The sequence below is a fragment of the Cupriavidus sp. SK-4 genome (genome assembly GCF_000611125.1).
In the GTDB taxonomy this organism is placed as follows: Bacteria; Pseudomonadota; Gammaproteobacteria; order Burkholderiales; family Burkholderiaceae; genus Cupriavidus; species Cupriavidus necator.
The window spans coordinates 1-15,217 of record NZ_JFJW01000109.1; the positions used below are offsets into that span (position 1 = coordinate 1).

Here is a 15,217-nt window from a genome sequence, read left to right on the forward strand (position 1 = left end):
CGACGATCTTCATGGTCACGGCCACGCTGACATTGCTCACGCCCGGCACTTGCCGCACCGCAGCAACCACCAGCTTGCGGATCGGATCAAGCTGGCTCTTCGCGGGGTAGCCGAGTTCGACTTCCAGCGAGACATCGCCGCCGTCGACACGGATGTTCCTGGCCGAGCGGGTGGAGACCAGGTCCTTGCCCGTATTAGGGTCGATGACGGTGCGCAGGGCTTCGGTGACCTGCTCAGTGCTGACGCTCAAGACATACTCCGCTGCTGGTGAATGTAGGGAGGCAGTCGTCGCCTGTCAAAGCAACTCCAGCCAACGACTGTCCGTGCGCACCAGGTGCCGGCCACGGTCGAAGCGCGTATAGCCAACGCGATCGAAGAACTCCAGGACCTGGATCGCACGTTTGCGTCCGAGCCCGGTGGCGTTGCGAAACGCCGCGGCGACGACCGTGCCGGCGTTCCTGCTGGCGTCGGCAGCGGCAAGCAAGGCCAGCTCCCGAATCGCCTCCGGATCGTAGAAGAGGTCGTGCACGACCTGAAACGTCTCGCCATGACGCGCGAGCTTGCGCATCAGCTGCCGCACCGTGTCCTCCGGCACGCCATGCGCGCTCGCCAGCTCGCGCACCCATGGCGGATCGAAGTGCCCCGCTTTCATGTCCTGCTGCAGTGTCGCGGCAAGCGAGCGATCCGCATCGTCGAGCGTCACGGTGTGCTCGGGCAGGTGCAGCCAGGGGCCGTTCCTGACGATCTCGCCGCGCGCGCAGGCGTCATCGACGAGCGCGCACCACAACGCGTCTTGCGCCAGCGGTGCGGCGATCCTGCGCAAACGCGCCACCTCCGGGCCAAGCACATCCGGCGAGCGTTGGTGGAATTGCCGGAGCGCGGTGGTCAATCGCGCCGCCAGCGCCCGCCACGCCGCGCTGGACACCAGCAAGGCATCGTCGCCCGGAAGTTCGATCACGCGCGTGTCCCGCGGCAGTTCGATGGCCGCCGCCGGCATGCCGCTCAGCCGCTCCAGCAGCGCGCGCGACAGCCCGTTTGGCGCCTGCTCGAGCAATGTGCCAACCGAGCCGGTGTCCAGCATGGCCTGCATCGCATCGAGCCACGCCAGCCGCGCCGGGGAACGGCGCTTGCGCGCGGGCGCGAAAGGATCCAGTACATCGCCGCCGCCGATGGTGCGGCTGGCCTGCGCGTTTCGCACGACAAAGGGATCGCCAGGCAGCGCGCACACCGGCCGCTCGAACACGAGCTGCACGCGCGCGCGCTGGCCGGGCGCAAGCGTCGGGCCATCGAGCAGCGCGACATGCGCCACCTGGTGCTGCGTGCCCAGATGAACATGCATGGGCGCCCAGTGCTCCAGCGCAGGGGCGTCTGGCAACAGGGTCAGCATCGCATCGATGCGCTCCGACGCCCGTGCCAGGCGCACATCGACCACCCAGTCACCGCGCTCGATCGCGCCCTTGTCGATGCCGGCCAGGTTCAGCGCGCAGCGCTGCCCCGCCCGCCCGGCAGCAGCAGGACGATTCTGCGCATGGATGCTGCTTACGCGCACAGACTCGTTCTTCGGCGCGAGCAACACCCTGTCGCCGACATGGATGCGCCCGGACACCACGGTTCCCGTCACGATCGTCCCTTGCCCGGCAAGCGTGAAGACCCGGTCAACCGCAAGGCGGAACAGCCCGTCGTCGCGCTTCGTGCGCGACGCAGCCGCGGCCGCGTGCAGGTGCCGCTTCAACGCGTTCACACCCGGATCGTCGGCGCGCGTTGCACAGGTTTCAAAAACCGGTGCGTCTTCCAGCATGCTGCCGCGCCGAAAAGACGCGATCTCCTCTCGCACCTGCCGCAGCCGCGCGTCATCCACGCGATCGACCTTGGTCAGCGCAATCGCGCCGCGCCGGATGCCGAGCAGTTGCACAATCGCCAGGTGCTCGCGCGTTTGCGGCATCACGCCGTCATCGGCGGCGACCACCAGCAGCGCGAAGTCGATGCCGCTCGCGCCCGCGGCCATGGTGTGAATCAGCTTTTGGTGGCCCGGGACATCGACCACGCCGAGCACGTCGCCGTTCTCGAGCGGCACGTACGCATAGCCAAGCTCGATCGAGAAGCCGCGCGCCTTCCTTTCCTTCAGGCGGTCGGTATCGATGCCCGACAGCGCCCTGACCAGGCTGGTCTTGCCGTGATCGATGTGTCCTGCCGTGCCGACGATCATGACTGCGTCAGGTAGCCCGGCAGCCTGACGCGACGGAGACCATCAGGGACTGTCGCCGGGGTATCCTCGTCGTGATCATGCATAGTCTCCCCTATCCTTGTTTGAATGGCCGATGAGGCTTGCTGAGGCGTGCATCGATGCCGCTTTGCCTAGTGTTCCTGCATCGTTGGAGACAAGATAATTGCCTGGCCACCTAAGGTAAATTCAGCGATTCTTTGCGTGCCTATAAGCGATGCCTTAAGTGACAGCGAGAGGGACAGATTGACCCGAGAGACCTGGCTCAACATGGACATTTTGTCCATCGCACAGGCCCCGCAGCGCTTGCAGCGCGCCGGACCGCCTGACTATCCAAGGATGCCGCCACAGGCACAGGCCTTGCTCCAGCTGGCTGGATTGGCAACCGCAACTGATACTTCTTGGCCAGGAGAAAATGAAAGGTCAGAGGCGCCACTCAATTCGTGTAGGCTTATGAGTTGAATTCTCTTCCGTCAGCCCGCAAACCGAATCGGTATAACCAACATGAAGAGCCCGATGCCTACAAAGGTTCCCGAACCACAGGCCGTTTCCGGCACGGTCACCCGCAGCGCCATATTCATCGTTGCGACACTCACCGACGGTGACGACCACGCCGACACCGTCCGCGCGTGGTGTGCCGACGTTGCCGCCGTCGTGCGCGCGGTTGGCCATCGTGTGCCGTCGGGCAACCTGTCCTGTGTCTGCGGCTTCGGCGCCGACGCGTGGGACAGGCTGTTCGGCAAGCCCCGTCCCGCGGCACTGCACCCGTTCCGGGAGTTCGGCACCGGCGATCGCGTCGCCATCGCCACGCCGGGCGACCTCCTGTTGCACATCCGTGCTGAATCGATGGACCTCTGCTTTGAGCTTGCCACGCAACTGCTCGGCAAGCTCGGCGATGCGATCCAGGTTGTCGACGAGGTGCACGGCTTTCGCAACTTCGACATGCGGGCGATGATCGGCTTTGTCGATGGCACGGAGAATCCGGCCGGACGCGAGGCGGTCGATTTCACGGTGATCGGCGACGAGGATGCCGAGTTCGCCGGGGGAAGCTACGTCATCGTGCAGAAGTATCTGCACGACATGGTCGGGTGGAATGCCCTGTCGGTGGAAACGCAGGAACTGATCATCGGGCGCAAGAAGCTATCCGACATCGAACTGGACGAAGAGGTCAAGCCATCGTCATCGCACAGTTCACTGACTACGCTGGTTGAGAACGGGCAGGAGGTGAAGATCCTGCGTGACAACATGCCGTTCGGCCGCCCGGGCGCGGGCGAGTTCGGCACCTACTTCATCGGCTACGCCCGTTCGCCCGCGCCGATCGAGAAGATGCTCGAGAACATGTTCGTCGGATTGCCGCCCGGCAATTACGACCGGCTGCTCGATTTCAGCAAGGCAGTCACCGGCAGCCTGTTCTTTGTCCCGTCGGCCGACCTGCTTGAAGGACTTGCGGACCGCGAAGCCCCTGCTGCCCGATCGCTCAAAGGGAACCGCCAATTTGAATAACCTGCACCGCGCTCGCAGGCGCGCGCGGCCACGGTCAGTCGATCACGCCCCGGTTCCTGTCGCCTGCTGCTCGATCGCGACCTCCGCCCGAAGACTCGCCAGGTCACGCCCGACCGTGGCAACCGCAAGCCGCTTGTCCTTGTTCCAATAGGTCACCGTGCAGTCATGCGCGGCGGGATCGCCGTCGATATCGAAACGATCCCATTGTTCCGCATGGCCCACGTAGTTGATGGCCACATCATAGTGCTGGGTCCAGAAGAAAGGCACGGCAGCAAAGCGTTGCCGCTGTCCCAGGATATTTCGCGCTGCCACCACACCCTGGCGCTCGGCGACCACCCAGTGTTCGACGCGGATACGCTGGCCCGTTCCCGGGTCGGGCCAACGCGCAATATCGCCCGCGGCATAGATGCCAGGTTCGCTCGTCTGAAGAAATTCATCGACCGCCACGCCCTTGTCCAGCGCGAGGCCGGCGTCCTGCGCCAAGCCCACGTCGGGGCGAACGCCGATCCCGGTCACGACCAGGTCGGCGGCCAGCTCCGCGCCGGTCGACAATCTCACCCGATCCGGTTGAATCTCTGCCACCGTGGCCCCGAGATGGAACGTTACCCCGTAGGATTCATGAAGCGCCTTGATCATGTCGCCGAGCGTCGCACCCAGGACCCGCTCCATCGGATGCGCTTCGGGCGCGACAACATGCACTTCCAGTCCTCGCGTTCGCAGCGCTGCCGCGACTTCCATCCCGATAAAGCTTGCGCCCACCACGACGCATCGGCGTGCCGTGCCGAGACGCGCGATCAAGGCGTCGCAGTCGGCCAGCGTACGGAGCACGCTCACGTGCGGCAACGATGCGCCAGGAACGTCTAGCCGTATCGGCACGGCACCGACGGCAAGCAGAAGCGCGCCGTAGCTCACGTTGCCGCCGTCCGAGAGCGTGACGGATTTTTGCGCGGGGCTGAGCTTGACGACACGGTGGTCGGAGCGCACGTCGATGTCGTGATCCGCGTAGAACATCGGTGGCCGCATTGGCAGCCAGTCCGCGTTTGCTGTCCCGGCGAGGTAGTCTTTCGACAGATTCGGCCGATCGTACGGCAATGAGCGATCGGCGCTCAGCAGCGTGACGGGGCCGCTATAGCCTTCGCGCCGCAGGGTTTCGACCGCGGCAGTCCCGGCGGCGCCGCCCCCGATGATCACCACGGATTCAGGAAGTTGGGCGGCGGCAAGTCGCGGTGGCCGCACCGCCGGCAGCGCTTCGCGGACGAAGGCCTTTCCGTCCTGCTGTTCCACGCGCCAGCATTTCAGATCGTCCTGGGCGGGCGGCCCCAGGACCTCGCCGGTTCGAAGACTGAAGCAGGCGTGATGCCACGGACATCGGATCGTGTCGCCGACCAGCAGGCCGTCCGCCAGTGGCCCGCCATAGTGGGTACAGGTCGCACCGATGCCAAACAGTTCGTCAGCCCGACGCACAAGCAAGACCGGTTCGCCGCCAACCTGGCCTGTCACCATGCCGCCGTCAGCAAGGTCAGCCAGCGGCACGCCCTGGGCGAGATCAGGCTTATCCGTGGAGGAAGAGCTTTTGGTCATGGCGTCTCTCCTTGCCGGTCATGGCACAGGGCCATTATCGACCTCGATGCCGCCAAATGAAAGGCGCATGCAGCGTAACAAGCTGCGCGACGGCACGGATATTATTCACGCATGACCAGCCTCCTTTCCTGACGAAGGGTCACCCGGACGACAGCCCCATGAACAGACCCGCCCGCTTCGCTATCGGCAAGCGCATTGCACCCGCACGCTTTCTGCTGTGCGGCGCCATATTGATCGTTGCGACCGTCGCCGCGGGTGCGCTCGGCGCGGAGCCACGCATCGCCCTGCTGATCGGCTTCGATCTCGCGGCCCTTGTCTTCCTTGGCGCCGCGCTGCCGCTGTTGCGCGCCGATCCTGTGGCCATGCGGCGCACGGCGGAACACAACGATGCCAACCGCACAGCGCTGCTCACGATCACGGTGCTGCTCTCGATGGTGATCCTGGTCGCAATCGGCACGCTGATCGCGCGCCCCGAGACACCGCACTGGGCCGACATCGCGCTGATCGTCGCCACGCTCATCCTGTCCTGGCTTTTTGCCAACACCGTTTTCACGCTGCACTATGCGCATCTCTACTATCTCCAGACCGCCACCGGCGACCAGGGCGGGCTGCAGGTGCCGGGCGTGCAGCACCCCAGCTATTGGGACTTCCTCTATTTCAGCTTCACGCTGGGCATGACTTTCCAGACTTCTGACGTGACCATCGCCGGCGCCCACATGCGCAGGGTGGTCCTGGGCCACTGCGTGGCCGCGTTCCTTTTCAACATGGGGATTCTGGCGTTCACCGTGAACGCCCTGGGTGGCTTGTAGCCGACTTGGCCACGCGGCCAAAGTGTTCCTGGACAAACTCCTTGCATCCCGTTGGATACTGTATATATTTACAGTACCTGTATGGATGAACAGTGGGAGTCCCGTCCATGGAACACCTGATCCGTGTGCAAAACGACTATGACCGCCAGGTGCTGGCCTGGCTGCGCGGGCGCATCGGCGATGCCGCGCTGCAGACCGCGGCGCTGCGCCTGGGCGGCCAGCGCAAGCCGTACCTGTCAACGATCTGCCGCAGCCTAGGCATCCGCCCGCCCAGCCGGCGCCAGTTCGCGGCCGAGGCGGCGCGCATGCACCGCGCGGTGGGCGATACCTACCTGGCCCGTATCCGCGAAATCCTTGGCCAGTCAGCTGCCGAAGCTGCGCTGCGCCAGTAAGCAGTAGCCGATCACCGGCCATGCCGGCGCCACCGGGCTCGCGCCGGCCGTATCATGAAGCCCCGTTGCCGTCACACGGCACGGGGCTTTTTTCATCCCTAGCCAAGGCCGATATGAGCGAACACCGCATCCCTACCGCCGCCCTGCACCAGTGGGTGGCCGATCTCTGGCTTGCCGCGGGCAGCGGCGCGCAAGAGGCGCGCCTGACAGCCGACCACCTGGTCGGCGCCAACCTGAGCGGACATGACTCGCACGGCGTCGGCATGATCCCGCGCTATGTGCTGGCCTGGCAGGCCAACGAGCTGCAACTGAACCAGCAGGTCAGCGTGGTGCACGACGCCGGCAGCATGCTGAGCCTGGACGGCAACCGCGGCATGGGTCAGGCGGTGACGGCGCAGGCCATGGACATGGCCATCGGCCGCGCGCGCGAGCATGGCGTCTGCGTGATGGGCCTGCGGCAGTCGCACCACCTGGGGCGGGTGGGCCACTGGGCCGAGCAAGCCACCGCCGCCGGAATGATCTCGATCCACTTCGTCAACGTGCTGTCCAAGCCCATCGTGGCGCCGCACGGCGGCTACGATGCGCGCTACGGCACCAACCCGTTCACCATTGGCGTGCCGGTGGCGGGCGAGCCGCCGCTGGTGCTGGACTTCGCCACCAGCGCGATCGCGCTGGGCAAGGTGCGCGTGGCCCACAACAAGGGCGTGCCGGTGGCGCCCGGCTGCCTGCTGGACGCGCACGGCGAGCCCACTGCCGACCCTGACGTGATGTACCCCGCCGACGGCGCGCCGCAAGGCGCGCTGCGGCCCTTTGGCGAGCACAAGGGCCATGTGCTGGCCGTGATGTGCGAGCTGCTGGGCGCCGCGGTCACCGGCGGCCACACCATCCGCCCGGAAACGCTGCGGCATGAGCATGCGGTCTGGAACAACATGCTGGCGATTGTGTTCGATCCCGCGCGCCTGGGCACCAGCACGTCGTTCGGGCATGAGGTGGCGGCGTTCGCCGAGTGGATGAAGGCGTCGCGGCTGCAGCCCGGGCAGGATGGCATCCGCCTGCCGGGCGAGCCCGAACGCGCCTGGCGCGCCGCCCGCGCCACCCAAATACCGGTCGACGCCGGCACGCTGGCGCAGCTGGACGATGCCGCGGCGCGGGTGGCGGCCGCGCGCGCCAGCGCGCAGCCTGCGCCGGGGCCGCTGTCTGCGCTGGCGTGCGACTGACTAGCTGTTATGTCCAGTCATTCCTTTCACGACACCCGGGCGGAAGGTCAATAGCAACAACGGTTTGCGAGCATCCAAGGCGCGGCTTCACGATTTGACGTTGCGATCAGGGGCCAACCAGGAGCCGACACAAGGAAATGCATACACAGACGGCAGATTCCCCACTTAGTCGCTGATCAATTTGATTGTGATGTATCCCCACGAGCGCATCATGCTCTGTGCAGGGCCGTGACGAACGCATCTGCAAAGAACGCGCCAACCGGCAAACCGCATATACGGGCGAAATCCTGTCGGGCGCTCTCCACCACGACTGGCGCCCCGCACGCATAAACGTGGTAAGCCGCTAGATTGTCGATATCCTCCATCACAGCGCGATGAACCCATCCGGTACGCCCACCCCAGGCGTCCGCATCGCAGGCGTCGGAAACCACGGGGGTGTAGGAAAAGTCGTCCCAAGTCGCTGCCCAGCGACGGCACAGCTCATCCATGTACAGGTCGTCGGGTCGACGCCCCCCCCAATACAAGTGCATCGAGCGGCGGATACCAAGACACATGGCCTCCTCGACCATGGCCTTGATCGGGGCAAATCCGGTACCGCTTGCCAACAGGATGACAGGCGCATCGGCCTCTCGCAACCACGTATTGCCGTATGGCCCTTCCACCCGCACGATATGGCCCACATCGGGCAGCGGTTCTCGCTCATTGAACAAGCCATCGGTAAAGCGGCCCCCTGGACAATGCCGGATGTGAAACTCCAGGCAACCCCCCCTGCCTGAAGCTCGCGCGATAGAGTAGCTACGGCGAACGCCCTCCCTGGTCGTCAAGTCGACATACTGCCCTGAACGGAAATCAAAATCCGCCTCACGAGGAAGCTTGATGATAAGGAGCAATACATCCGCCGCCCGAGTCCGGCGAATCTCGGCAACGCGCCCGAGCAGCTTGCGGACCGGCAGTGGCTGCCTGCCAGTGGGTAATGTGCTCGAAAGCACCAGGTCACTGCGCGCGCTTGCCCTGCAGCACAGGATCTCGCCAGACTCCGCGCCATCCATTGCCGCAGGCTCCTCCGCACTTCGATCGATCTGCCCGGAAATCAATTGGACTCGGCAAGCACCGCATATGCCCTGGCGGCAACTGTGCGCAAGTGCAACACCCTGGCGCAGAGCGGCATCCAGCAGCATCTCTCCGGCATCCGCGAAGAACACGGCCCCGCCCGGTTCCATCGTTACCGCATAACTCATGGCCGCTCCAAACGAAATACCGGTCGGCGCTTCTCCTTGAATGCAGCGATCCCCTCTCGGTAATCGCCAGTACCCGCCGCCCAGCCTTGGGACGTAGCCTCGAGCGCCAGCGTTTGCACCAACGTCGAAGTCATGGCTGCCGAAAGCAACCTTTTCTCCTCGCGCAGCGCATCCTGCGGCCCATTGGCGAGCACCTCCGCCAGCGCGCGCGCGCGCGTATCGAGTTCCTCGTCGGACACGAGCAGATCGGCCAGCCCCCAGTCGTAGGCATCTTTCCCGCCAATCTGCTCGGCAGTCGCAATCATGCGAAACGTTCGGCTCCCGCCGATGCGCCGAGCCAGAAGCCAATGCCCACCGGAATCCAGAATGCCCCCAAGGCGGGCGAATGGTGAAGCGAAGGCCGCTGACGGACTGGCCATCACAAGATCACAAGCGAGAGCCAGGCCGAGGCCCACGCCCATCGCCGCACCGCCCACTGCGGCAATAGTCGGCTGCGGTACTTTACTCAACGATTCGATGAGCGGATTGATCTCTTCGTGCAATATGGCAGCAGCATCCTCGCCCGCTACGGCGTCCGAAAGATCACGCCCCGCGCAAAACGCGGCGCCCTCCGCGCGCAGCAACAACGTTCTCACGGCGCGGCTCCGGCTGGCTTCCTCAAGAACCGTGCGCAGCGCCCGCACCATTTGCGTAGTCAATGCGTTGCGCTTGGCAGGGCGGGCCAGGGTAATGCTCAGCACCCCACTGGCTTCGACAACTTCTAGCTCGTTCACAATGACGCTCCTCCGTACATGCTCTCTATCAGGGATTCCCACTTGCGCTCGATCACGCGCCGCTTGAGCTTCATAGTGGGTGTTACCTCTTCATCCTCCGGCGTCAGTTCGACCGGCAGGATGCGAAAATCCTTGATCGACTCAACGCGGGCAAATTTTGAATTGGCGGCGTCAACCACCTTGCCGATAAGCATGCGGATCTGGGGCACGGCTACAAGACTGGCGAAGTCCGTATATGCAAGCTGCGCCTCTTGCGCAAATTTCTCGACGTTCTCTCGATCGATCATGATGATGGCCGTCAGGTACTTCCGCCGGTCACCGATCACCAGCGCATCGCTGATATATGACGAAAACTTGAGTGCGTTCTGTATTTCGCTTGGCGTAATATTCTTGCCACCGGATGTGATCAGGATGTCCTTGAGACGATCGGTAATATAGAGATAGCCATCGTCATCGAAGCGGCCCACATCGCCTGTATGCAGCCAGCCATCGCGTAGCACTTCGGCTGTCTTGCTTTCCTGATTGAGATAGCCCACAAAGACATTCGCCCCGCGCACCAGAATCTCGCCATTTTCAGCAATGCGAACCTGGCAGGAAGGGGCGGGCCGGCCCACCGAGCCCAGGCGCCGGGCATGCCGCAGGTTCGCCGAAATAGTGCCGCACTCGGTCATGCCATAAAGCTCGAGCAAGACCAGGCCAAGTGCTCCGTACCATTTCACAAGCTCCGGCGAGATGGGCGCGCCGCCGCTGGCAATCGAGCGCGCCCGCTCAAGCCCCATGCTGGTTCGGACGTTACGCAGGACCGTCGGATCAGCAATGGCGAGCGCGAGGCCAAGCCACGCTGGTGGCGAGAGCCCCTTTGCGGCCAGCCTTTCCCGGCGCATGCCGAGCGCCATCGCACAACGAAAAGCCCAACGCTGCAAGCGCGTGCCTTCCTTCAACTGCATGTCTACTTGTGAGTACAGCTTTTCCCAGATGCGCGGAACCGCCAGCATGAATTCCGGCTGTACTTCACGGATATCTTCAAGCACCGTCGCCGGATTCTCCACGAAATTGGAGACGACACCGCGGTACATGGAAAAATAGGTGAAATACCGCTCTGCGATATGGCATAGGGGAAGGAATGCGAGACGGTCGTCGCCCTCACGCATATCCCAGAGCGGGGCGCTGTTGACCACCTGGAACACCAGGTTGGCGTGGCTGACCATTGCCCCTTTCGGCGGACCTGTGGTGCCCGAGGTGTACACCAGAATTGCCAGTGAATCCGGATGAACCTTCCCTGCCTGGAGCGCGGACCAGTCTGGCTGGGCACGCAACAGCGCGGAGCCACGCAGCAGGAAATCGGCGAAGCTGCAAACCATGTCGTCGGCGAAGTCGCGCAGCCCTTTCATGTCGAACACGACAATGAGTCTCAATGCGGGCAACGTCTCCCTTATCGCCAGTACCTTGTCGAGCTGCTCGTCGTTCTCGACAAAAATGATGGAGGCATTGCAGTCTCCCGCCAGGTAGGCCACCTGGGCGCTGGAATCTGTCGGATAGATGCCCGCGACCACCATCCCAATGCCAAGCAGTCCCATGTCGCAGTACATCCATTCCGGACGCGTGCTGCTGAGAATGCAGGCAGACTCGCCGCCACGGAACCCGCTAGCCGCCAGGGACGCCGCGACCTGGCGTGCGGCGTCGCCGAATTGCTGCCAGCTTATGTCCTCCCAGATCCCGAACTGCTTGCGGCGCAACGCTACGCGATCGCCCCACTTATCGACCAACGCCTGGAACATCGTGGCGACAGTCGATCCGACGCCGGGATCCTGACGAAGCTCCACCTTCTCGAGGCTGTAGTCCTGCCGCTGCGTGCCTGCTGTTCCCTCGCCGGGGACTAGGGTGAGAGTGCTCATTCGCTATCTCCAGATCTTCCTGCGTTTCCACCTCCTGCCTTCCCTTGCCATGACATCCTTCGCTCCCAGATAGAAGTCCCTGATATCTTCACTCTCTCGCAACTGCTCCCTGGTACCCGCGAGAGCGACCCTGCCAAGCTCCAATACATAACCGAAATGGGCAATTTCCAATGCCACGCTTGCGTTCTGCTCGACCAGCAGCACCGTCATCGCACGCTCACGATTGAGCCTCTCGATGATGCCGAAGATCTCGGTAACCAGCTTGGGTGACAACCCCAACGATGGCTCATCCAGCAACAGGATCGTGGGGCGTCCCATCAGCGCCCGGCCAATCGCCAACATCTGCTGCTCTCCGCCGGACAAATAGGCGGCAGGCTGATTCAGGCGTTCGCGCAACCTTGGGAAGTCGTCCAGGACGCGTTCGAGGTCCTCGGTACTGCCCGACCGCGAAGCACGGGCGCAGGCACCAAGCATCAGGTTCTCCCGCACGGACAGCAAGGGAAAGACCTCCCGACCCTCGGGGACGTGCGCGATGCCGCGTCGGGCGGTTCGGGCTGGCTCGCCTGTGCCGATGGCTACACCGTTTAGCGAAACCTTGCCCTGCCGCGGTACTAACAATCCGGATAGCGTTCTCAGCGTGGTGGTCTTTCCGGCACCGTTACTGCCCAGCAGTGTCACGACCTGGCCCGCCCGGACTTCAAAGCTGATGCCCTTGAGCGCCGCGATGGGGCCGTAATAGGTTTCCAGGTTCGAGACCGCCAGCAGCGGTACTCCACACGGGTTAGCCATGCGTCGCTCCCAGATAGGCCTCGACGACCCCCGGATGTGCCAGCACGCTTGCCGGGTTCCCCTCCGTCAGAGTGACGCCGTAATTGAGAGCGATAACACGGTCGCTTACGCTCGCCACCAGCTTCATGTCATGCTCGATCATCAGGACGCTGATACCAAGCTCATCGCGCACATCCTCTATCCAGAAACGCATGTCGTCCGTCTCCTCCGGATTCAAGCCCGCTGCCGGCTCGTCGAGCAGCAACAGCGTTGGCTCCGCGCAGAGCGCTCGCCCGAGTTCAACCACCTTGCGCACACCGTACGGCAACGTGCCGGTCAGCTCGTGCCGATAGCGCTGTAGCCCCAATAGATCGATGACATCCTCCACGCGCCTCCGGTGTGCGACCTCCGTTTTGCGCAATGCGGGCGGATACAGGAGGTTCCGCCATAGCGGCGTGTTGTCGCGGCCGTGCCGCCCGATCAACAGGTTGTCCAGCACCGTGGCATTCGCAAACAACTCGATGTTCTGAAATGTCCGCGCAATGCCGATCGCTGCAATATCATGGGGAGCAAGCCGCGTCAGGCTGCGGCCGTGGAATCGTAGCGAACCGGAGGACGGCTGATAGAACCGGCTGATCATATTGAACACGGTAGTCTTCCCAGCGCCATTGGGTCCGATGATTGCCACAATCTCGCCCTCGCCGACAGTCAGGCTGAAGCTCGAGATCGCCGTCACGCCACCAAAGCGCATAGTCAAGTCAGTCAGTTCAAGCATGTCAGTGCAGCCTTTCTGTACGCGTGTAGGAACGCTGGTCCTGAAACGACGCCTTGCGATAGAGTGGAAACTGCTCGAAGTAGACCCAGAGCTTCCGGAACCGGCCATCGATTCCCTCCGGTTCGTAGATCAGGAATACCACCAGCAAGAATCCAAGCATGCCCGACTCCAGCCCAGGGGCATTCGCTATCGCTTCGGGAAGCCATCCGCGAAGCATGGCGATCGCCTGGGGCAGCAAGCTCACGAAAATGGCTCCGAACATGGCTCCTCGCAGCGAAGCCAGGCCACCAACCATGATGAGCAGCATCAGTTGAACCGAAAGCTGAAGGCCAAAGGCGCTGGGAGCAAGCGTCCCGGCGTAGAGCGCGTAGATCCCGCCACCCAGGCCTGTCATGCCGGCACTGATGGCAAACGCGACCAGGCGGTAGCGAGCGACGTCAATACCAAGGCTCTTTGCAGATAGCTCCGAATCGCGATTCGCGCGTAGTGCTCGCCCAAGCGGTGAGCGCAGGATATTGCCGCCAAGCCACGCCGTGACAGCGAAGGCCGCGAGCGCAATCATGTAGACGCTGGCGTTCTGTCCCAGCATCCCCGTCAGGAATTCCGGCTGGCGCACCGCGAGACCGTTGAATCCGCCCGTCACCGTATCCATCTTGCTGATCAACTGCTCGACGATCACAGCAAAGGCGAGCGTGGCAATGGCAAGATAGGTGCCGGCTAGCCTCAGGGTCGGCAACCCCAGCGCGATGCCGGCAACGGCGGCACTTGTGCCGGCCAGCATGAATGCCAGCGGAAACGGCACACCGGCATTCGCCGCGATCGCGTAGACATAAGCGCCTATGCCGAAGAATGCCGAATGACCGAGGCTGACCAAACCTGTGAATCCCGTCAGCAACATGAGTCCGATACCCGCGGTGGCATAGGCCATGAGCAAGACCGCCTCCGAGACGAAGAAGTCCGGAGTCACGAACGGTAACGCCATTGCGCAAATGGCCAGTCCAAGGTAGCGCCGATACTGGTACTGGTCGCGCCACAGGTGCAGGTCTTGTTCGTACCGTCTCTTGAATACGTATCTCATCGCTCAAGCCTTCTTCCGATAGAGTTGGCCAACCAGCCCACCTGGCCGAACCGCCAGTACCAGCATCAACAACCCGTAGACCGCCAGTTCGCTCCAGCCGGCCGGCAACCATGATCGCGTCACCTGCTCGATTATCCCAACCAGCAGACCACCCAAGAGCGCACCAGGCAAGCTGCCGAATCCGCCGATCACCGCCGCGGCAAATGCCTTGATGCCCATGAAGCCGAGATTCGGGTCGATCAGCACGATGGGCGCAACAAGTACGCCTGCTACACAAGCAATGGCTGCCGCAAGCCCCCAAACCAGCGAATAGGTTCTCCGCACGTCGATGCCAACGCAGCCGGCGGCCAGTTGGTTCTGCGAGGCGGCCTGTATGCGCAGGCCAGCCGGCGCGTATCGGAAAAAGCAGTAAAGCGCAATGCACAGTGCGACGGTACCGGCAACAATGGCGACGTTGTCGGCAGCGACCATCGCGCTGCCAATGTGCAAAGCCTTTCCACCATATGGCGACGGAAATGAAAGTGGCTCGTAGCCCCAGGCAAGACCGGCAAGAGAACGCATGACGGCGCCGATACCGAAGGTGAGCATGACAATCGAGAACCGTGGTTTCCCGATCAATCGCCGAACCACCAGAGCATCGATGGCATAACCCAGTCCGAACATGGCCGTGACGGCGACGATCAAAGCAGCTTGATAGGGAAATCCACCTTTGAGGATCAGCCACAAGGTGAACGCCGCGCCAACCATCATCAGGTCGCCCTGCGCGAAGTTCACCGACTCGGTAGCCTTGTAGATGATGACGAAACCAAGGGCAATCAGGCCGTAGATACAGCCGACCGATATGCCCGCGAAGATAAGCTGGGTCCAAATCGACATGAGTGTCTCCCTCCTCTATGCGCCCGTGTCTGTAGTTCTCTGTGTTGCTTGGTGCGCAAGGCCAGTATAATACAAAGAATGTTTTTTAAAA

The 15,217-nt window shown here is 63.1% G+C and carries 14 protein-coding genes; 4 read left to right on the forward strand and 10 right to left on the reverse strand.

The window, feature by feature from the left end; all coding sequences use genetic code 11:
• Positions 1-250: iron-sulfur cluster assembly protein (locus CF68_RS23920; protein WP_035823616.1), on the reverse strand; the 250-nt coding region annotated here is incomplete at its 3' end.
• 45 nt (positions 251-295) lie between these two features.
• Positions 296-2,206 carry a selenocysteine-specific translation elongation factor gene (gene selB / locus CF68_RS23925; RefSeq protein ID WP_035823618.1) on the reverse strand — a complete coding sequence of 637 codons (1,911 nt, stop codon included), beginning with the start codon at positions 2,204-2,206 and terminating at the stop codon, positions 296-298.
• 519 nt (positions 2,207-2,725) lie between these two features.
• Here selB and CF68_RS23930 point away from each other — a divergent pair.
• A complete protein-coding gene (locus CF68_RS23930; protein ID WP_035823620.1) occupies positions 2,726-3,724 on the forward strand; it encodes a Dyp-type peroxidase in 999 nt (332 codons plus the stop codon).
• 42 nt (positions 3,725-3,766) lie between these two features.
• Here the strand turns inward: CF68_RS23930 and CF68_RS23935 are convergent, their stop codons facing one another.
• Positions 3,767-5,305, reverse strand: coding sequence for an FAD-dependent oxidoreductase (locus tag CF68_RS23935; RefSeq protein WP_035823622.1), 1,539 nt, complete (start codon positions 5,303-5,305; stop codon positions 3,767-3,769).
• 56 nt (positions 5,306-5,361) lie between these two features.
• Between CF68_RS23935 and CF68_RS23940 the strand changes: the two genes are divergently transcribed.
• The 3 genes from CF68_RS23940 (at position 5,362) to CF68_RS23950 (ending at position 7,723) form a co-directional block, all read left to right on the forward strand.
• Positions 5,362-6,114, forward strand: a complete 753-nt coding sequence (locus CF68_RS23940; RefSeq protein ID WP_235205868.1) for a DUF1345 domain-containing protein — start codon at positions 5,362-5,364, stop codon at positions 6,112-6,114.
• A 107-nt stretch (positions 6,115-6,221) separates the two neighbouring features.
• Positions 6,222-6,506, forward strand: a complete 285-nt coding sequence (locus CF68_RS23945) for a hypothetical protein (RefSeq protein ID WP_035823625.1) — start codon at positions 6,222-6,224, stop codon at positions 6,504-6,506.
• A 113-nt stretch (positions 6,507-6,619) separates the two neighbouring features.
• Positions 6,620-7,723: a malate/lactate/ureidoglycolate dehydrogenase gene (locus tag CF68_RS23950; protein ID WP_035823627.1), complete on the forward strand. Its 1,104-nt coding sequence runs from the start codon at positions 6,620-6,622 to the stop codon at positions 7,721-7,723.
• A gap of 209 nt (positions 7,724-7,932) precedes the next feature.
• Here the strand turns inward: CF68_RS23950 and CF68_RS23955 are convergent, their stop codons facing one another.
• From CF68_RS23955 to CF68_RS23985, 7 genes are read right to left on the reverse strand one after another with little or no spacing between them, the layout of a single operon-like run.
• The gene (locus CF68_RS23955; RefSeq protein ID WP_035823629.1) at positions 7,933-8,961 is read right to left on the reverse strand and encodes a 2Fe-2S iron-sulfur cluster-binding protein; all 1,029 of its coding nucleotides are present in this window, start codon (positions 8,959-8,961) and stop codon (positions 7,933-7,935) included.
• Positions 8,958-9,734, reverse strand: coding sequence for an enoyl-CoA hydratase/isomerase family protein (locus CF68_RS23960; protein ID WP_051591655.1), 777 nt, complete (start codon positions 9,732-9,734; stop codon positions 8,958-8,960). Before CF68_RS23960 ends, CF68_RS23955 begins: the two co-directional genes overlap by 4 nt.
• Positions 9,731-11,629, reverse strand: coding sequence for a long-chain fatty acid--CoA ligase (locus CF68_RS23965; protein ID WP_084187402.1), 1,899 nt, complete (start codon positions 11,627-11,629; stop codon positions 9,731-9,733). Before CF68_RS23965 ends, CF68_RS23960 begins: the two co-directional genes overlap by 4 nt.
• Before the next feature lie 3 nt (positions 11,630-11,632).
• Complete coding sequence (locus tag CF68_RS23970) at positions 11,633-12,418, reverse strand: ABC transporter ATP-binding protein (protein ID WP_035823631.1); 786 nt, start codon at positions 12,416-12,418, stop codon at positions 11,633-11,635.
• Positions 12,411-13,172 carry an ABC transporter ATP-binding protein gene (locus CF68_RS23975; protein ID WP_035823633.1) on the reverse strand — a complete coding sequence of 254 codons (762 nt, stop codon included), beginning with the start codon at positions 13,170-13,172 and terminating at the stop codon, positions 12,411-12,413. Before CF68_RS23975 ends, CF68_RS23970 begins: the two co-directional genes overlap by 8 nt.
• A gap of 1 nt (position 13,173) precedes the next feature.
• A complete protein-coding gene (locus CF68_RS23980; protein WP_035823636.1) occupies positions 13,174-14,250 on the reverse strand; it encodes a branched-chain amino acid ABC transporter permease in 1,077 nt (358 codons plus the stop codon).
• A 3-nt stretch (positions 14,251-14,253) separates the two neighbouring features.
• Positions 14,254-15,126, reverse strand: coding sequence for a branched-chain amino acid ABC transporter permease (locus CF68_RS23985; RefSeq protein WP_035823638.1), 873 nt, complete (start codon positions 15,124-15,126; stop codon positions 14,254-14,256).
• Positions 15,127-15,217 lie beyond the last annotated feature (91 nt).

What these genes read in the sequence shown, in the direction of transcription:
- selB (WP_035823618.1), bottom strand. Translation starts at nt 2,206, where the DNA reads ATGATCGTCGGCACGGCAGGACACATCGATCACGGCAAGACCAGCCTG.
- CF68_RS23930 (WP_035823620.1), top strand. Translation starts at nt 2,726, where the DNA reads ATGAAGAGCCCGATGCCTACAAAGGTTCCCGAACCACAGGCCGTTTCC.
- CF68_RS23935 (WP_035823622.1), bottom strand. Translation starts at nt 5,305, where the DNA reads ATGACCAAAAGCTCTTCCTCCACGGATAAGCCTGATCTCGCCCAGGGC.
- CF68_RS23940 (WP_235205868.1), top strand. Translation starts at nt 5,362, where the DNA reads ATGAAAGGCGCATGCAGCGTAACAAGCTGCGCGACGGCACGGATATTA.
- CF68_RS23945 (WP_035823625.1), top strand. Translation starts at nt 6,222, where the DNA reads ATGGAACACCTGATCCGTGTGCAAAACGACTATGACCGCCAGGTGCTG.
- CF68_RS23950 (WP_035823627.1), top strand. Translation starts at nt 6,620, where the DNA reads ATGAGCGAACACCGCATCCCTACCGCCGCCCTGCACCAGTGGGTGGCC.
- CF68_RS23955 (WP_035823629.1), bottom strand. Translation starts at nt 8,961, where the DNA reads ATGAGTTATGCGGTAACGATGGAACCGGGCGGGGCCGTGTTCTTCGCG.
- CF68_RS23965 (WP_084187402.1), bottom strand. Translation starts at nt 11,629, where the DNA reads ATGAGCACTCTCACCCTAGTCCCCGGCGAGGGAACAGCAGGCACGCAG.
- CF68_RS23970 (WP_035823631.1), bottom strand. Translation starts at nt 12,418, where the DNA reads ATGGCTAACCCGTGTGGAGTACCGCTGCTGGCGGTCTCGAACCTGGAA.
- CF68_RS23975 (WP_035823633.1), bottom strand. Translation starts at nt 13,172, where the DNA reads ATGCTTGAACTGACTGACTTGACTATGCGCTTTGGTGGCGTGACGGCG.
- CF68_RS23980 (WP_035823636.1), bottom strand. Translation starts at nt 14,250, where the DNA reads ATGAGATACGTATTCAAGAGACGGTACGAACAAGACCTGCACCTGTGG.
- CF68_RS23985 (WP_035823638.1), bottom strand. Translation starts at nt 15,126, where the DNA reads ATGTCGATTTGGACCCAGCTTATCTTCGCGGGCATATCGGTCGGCTGT.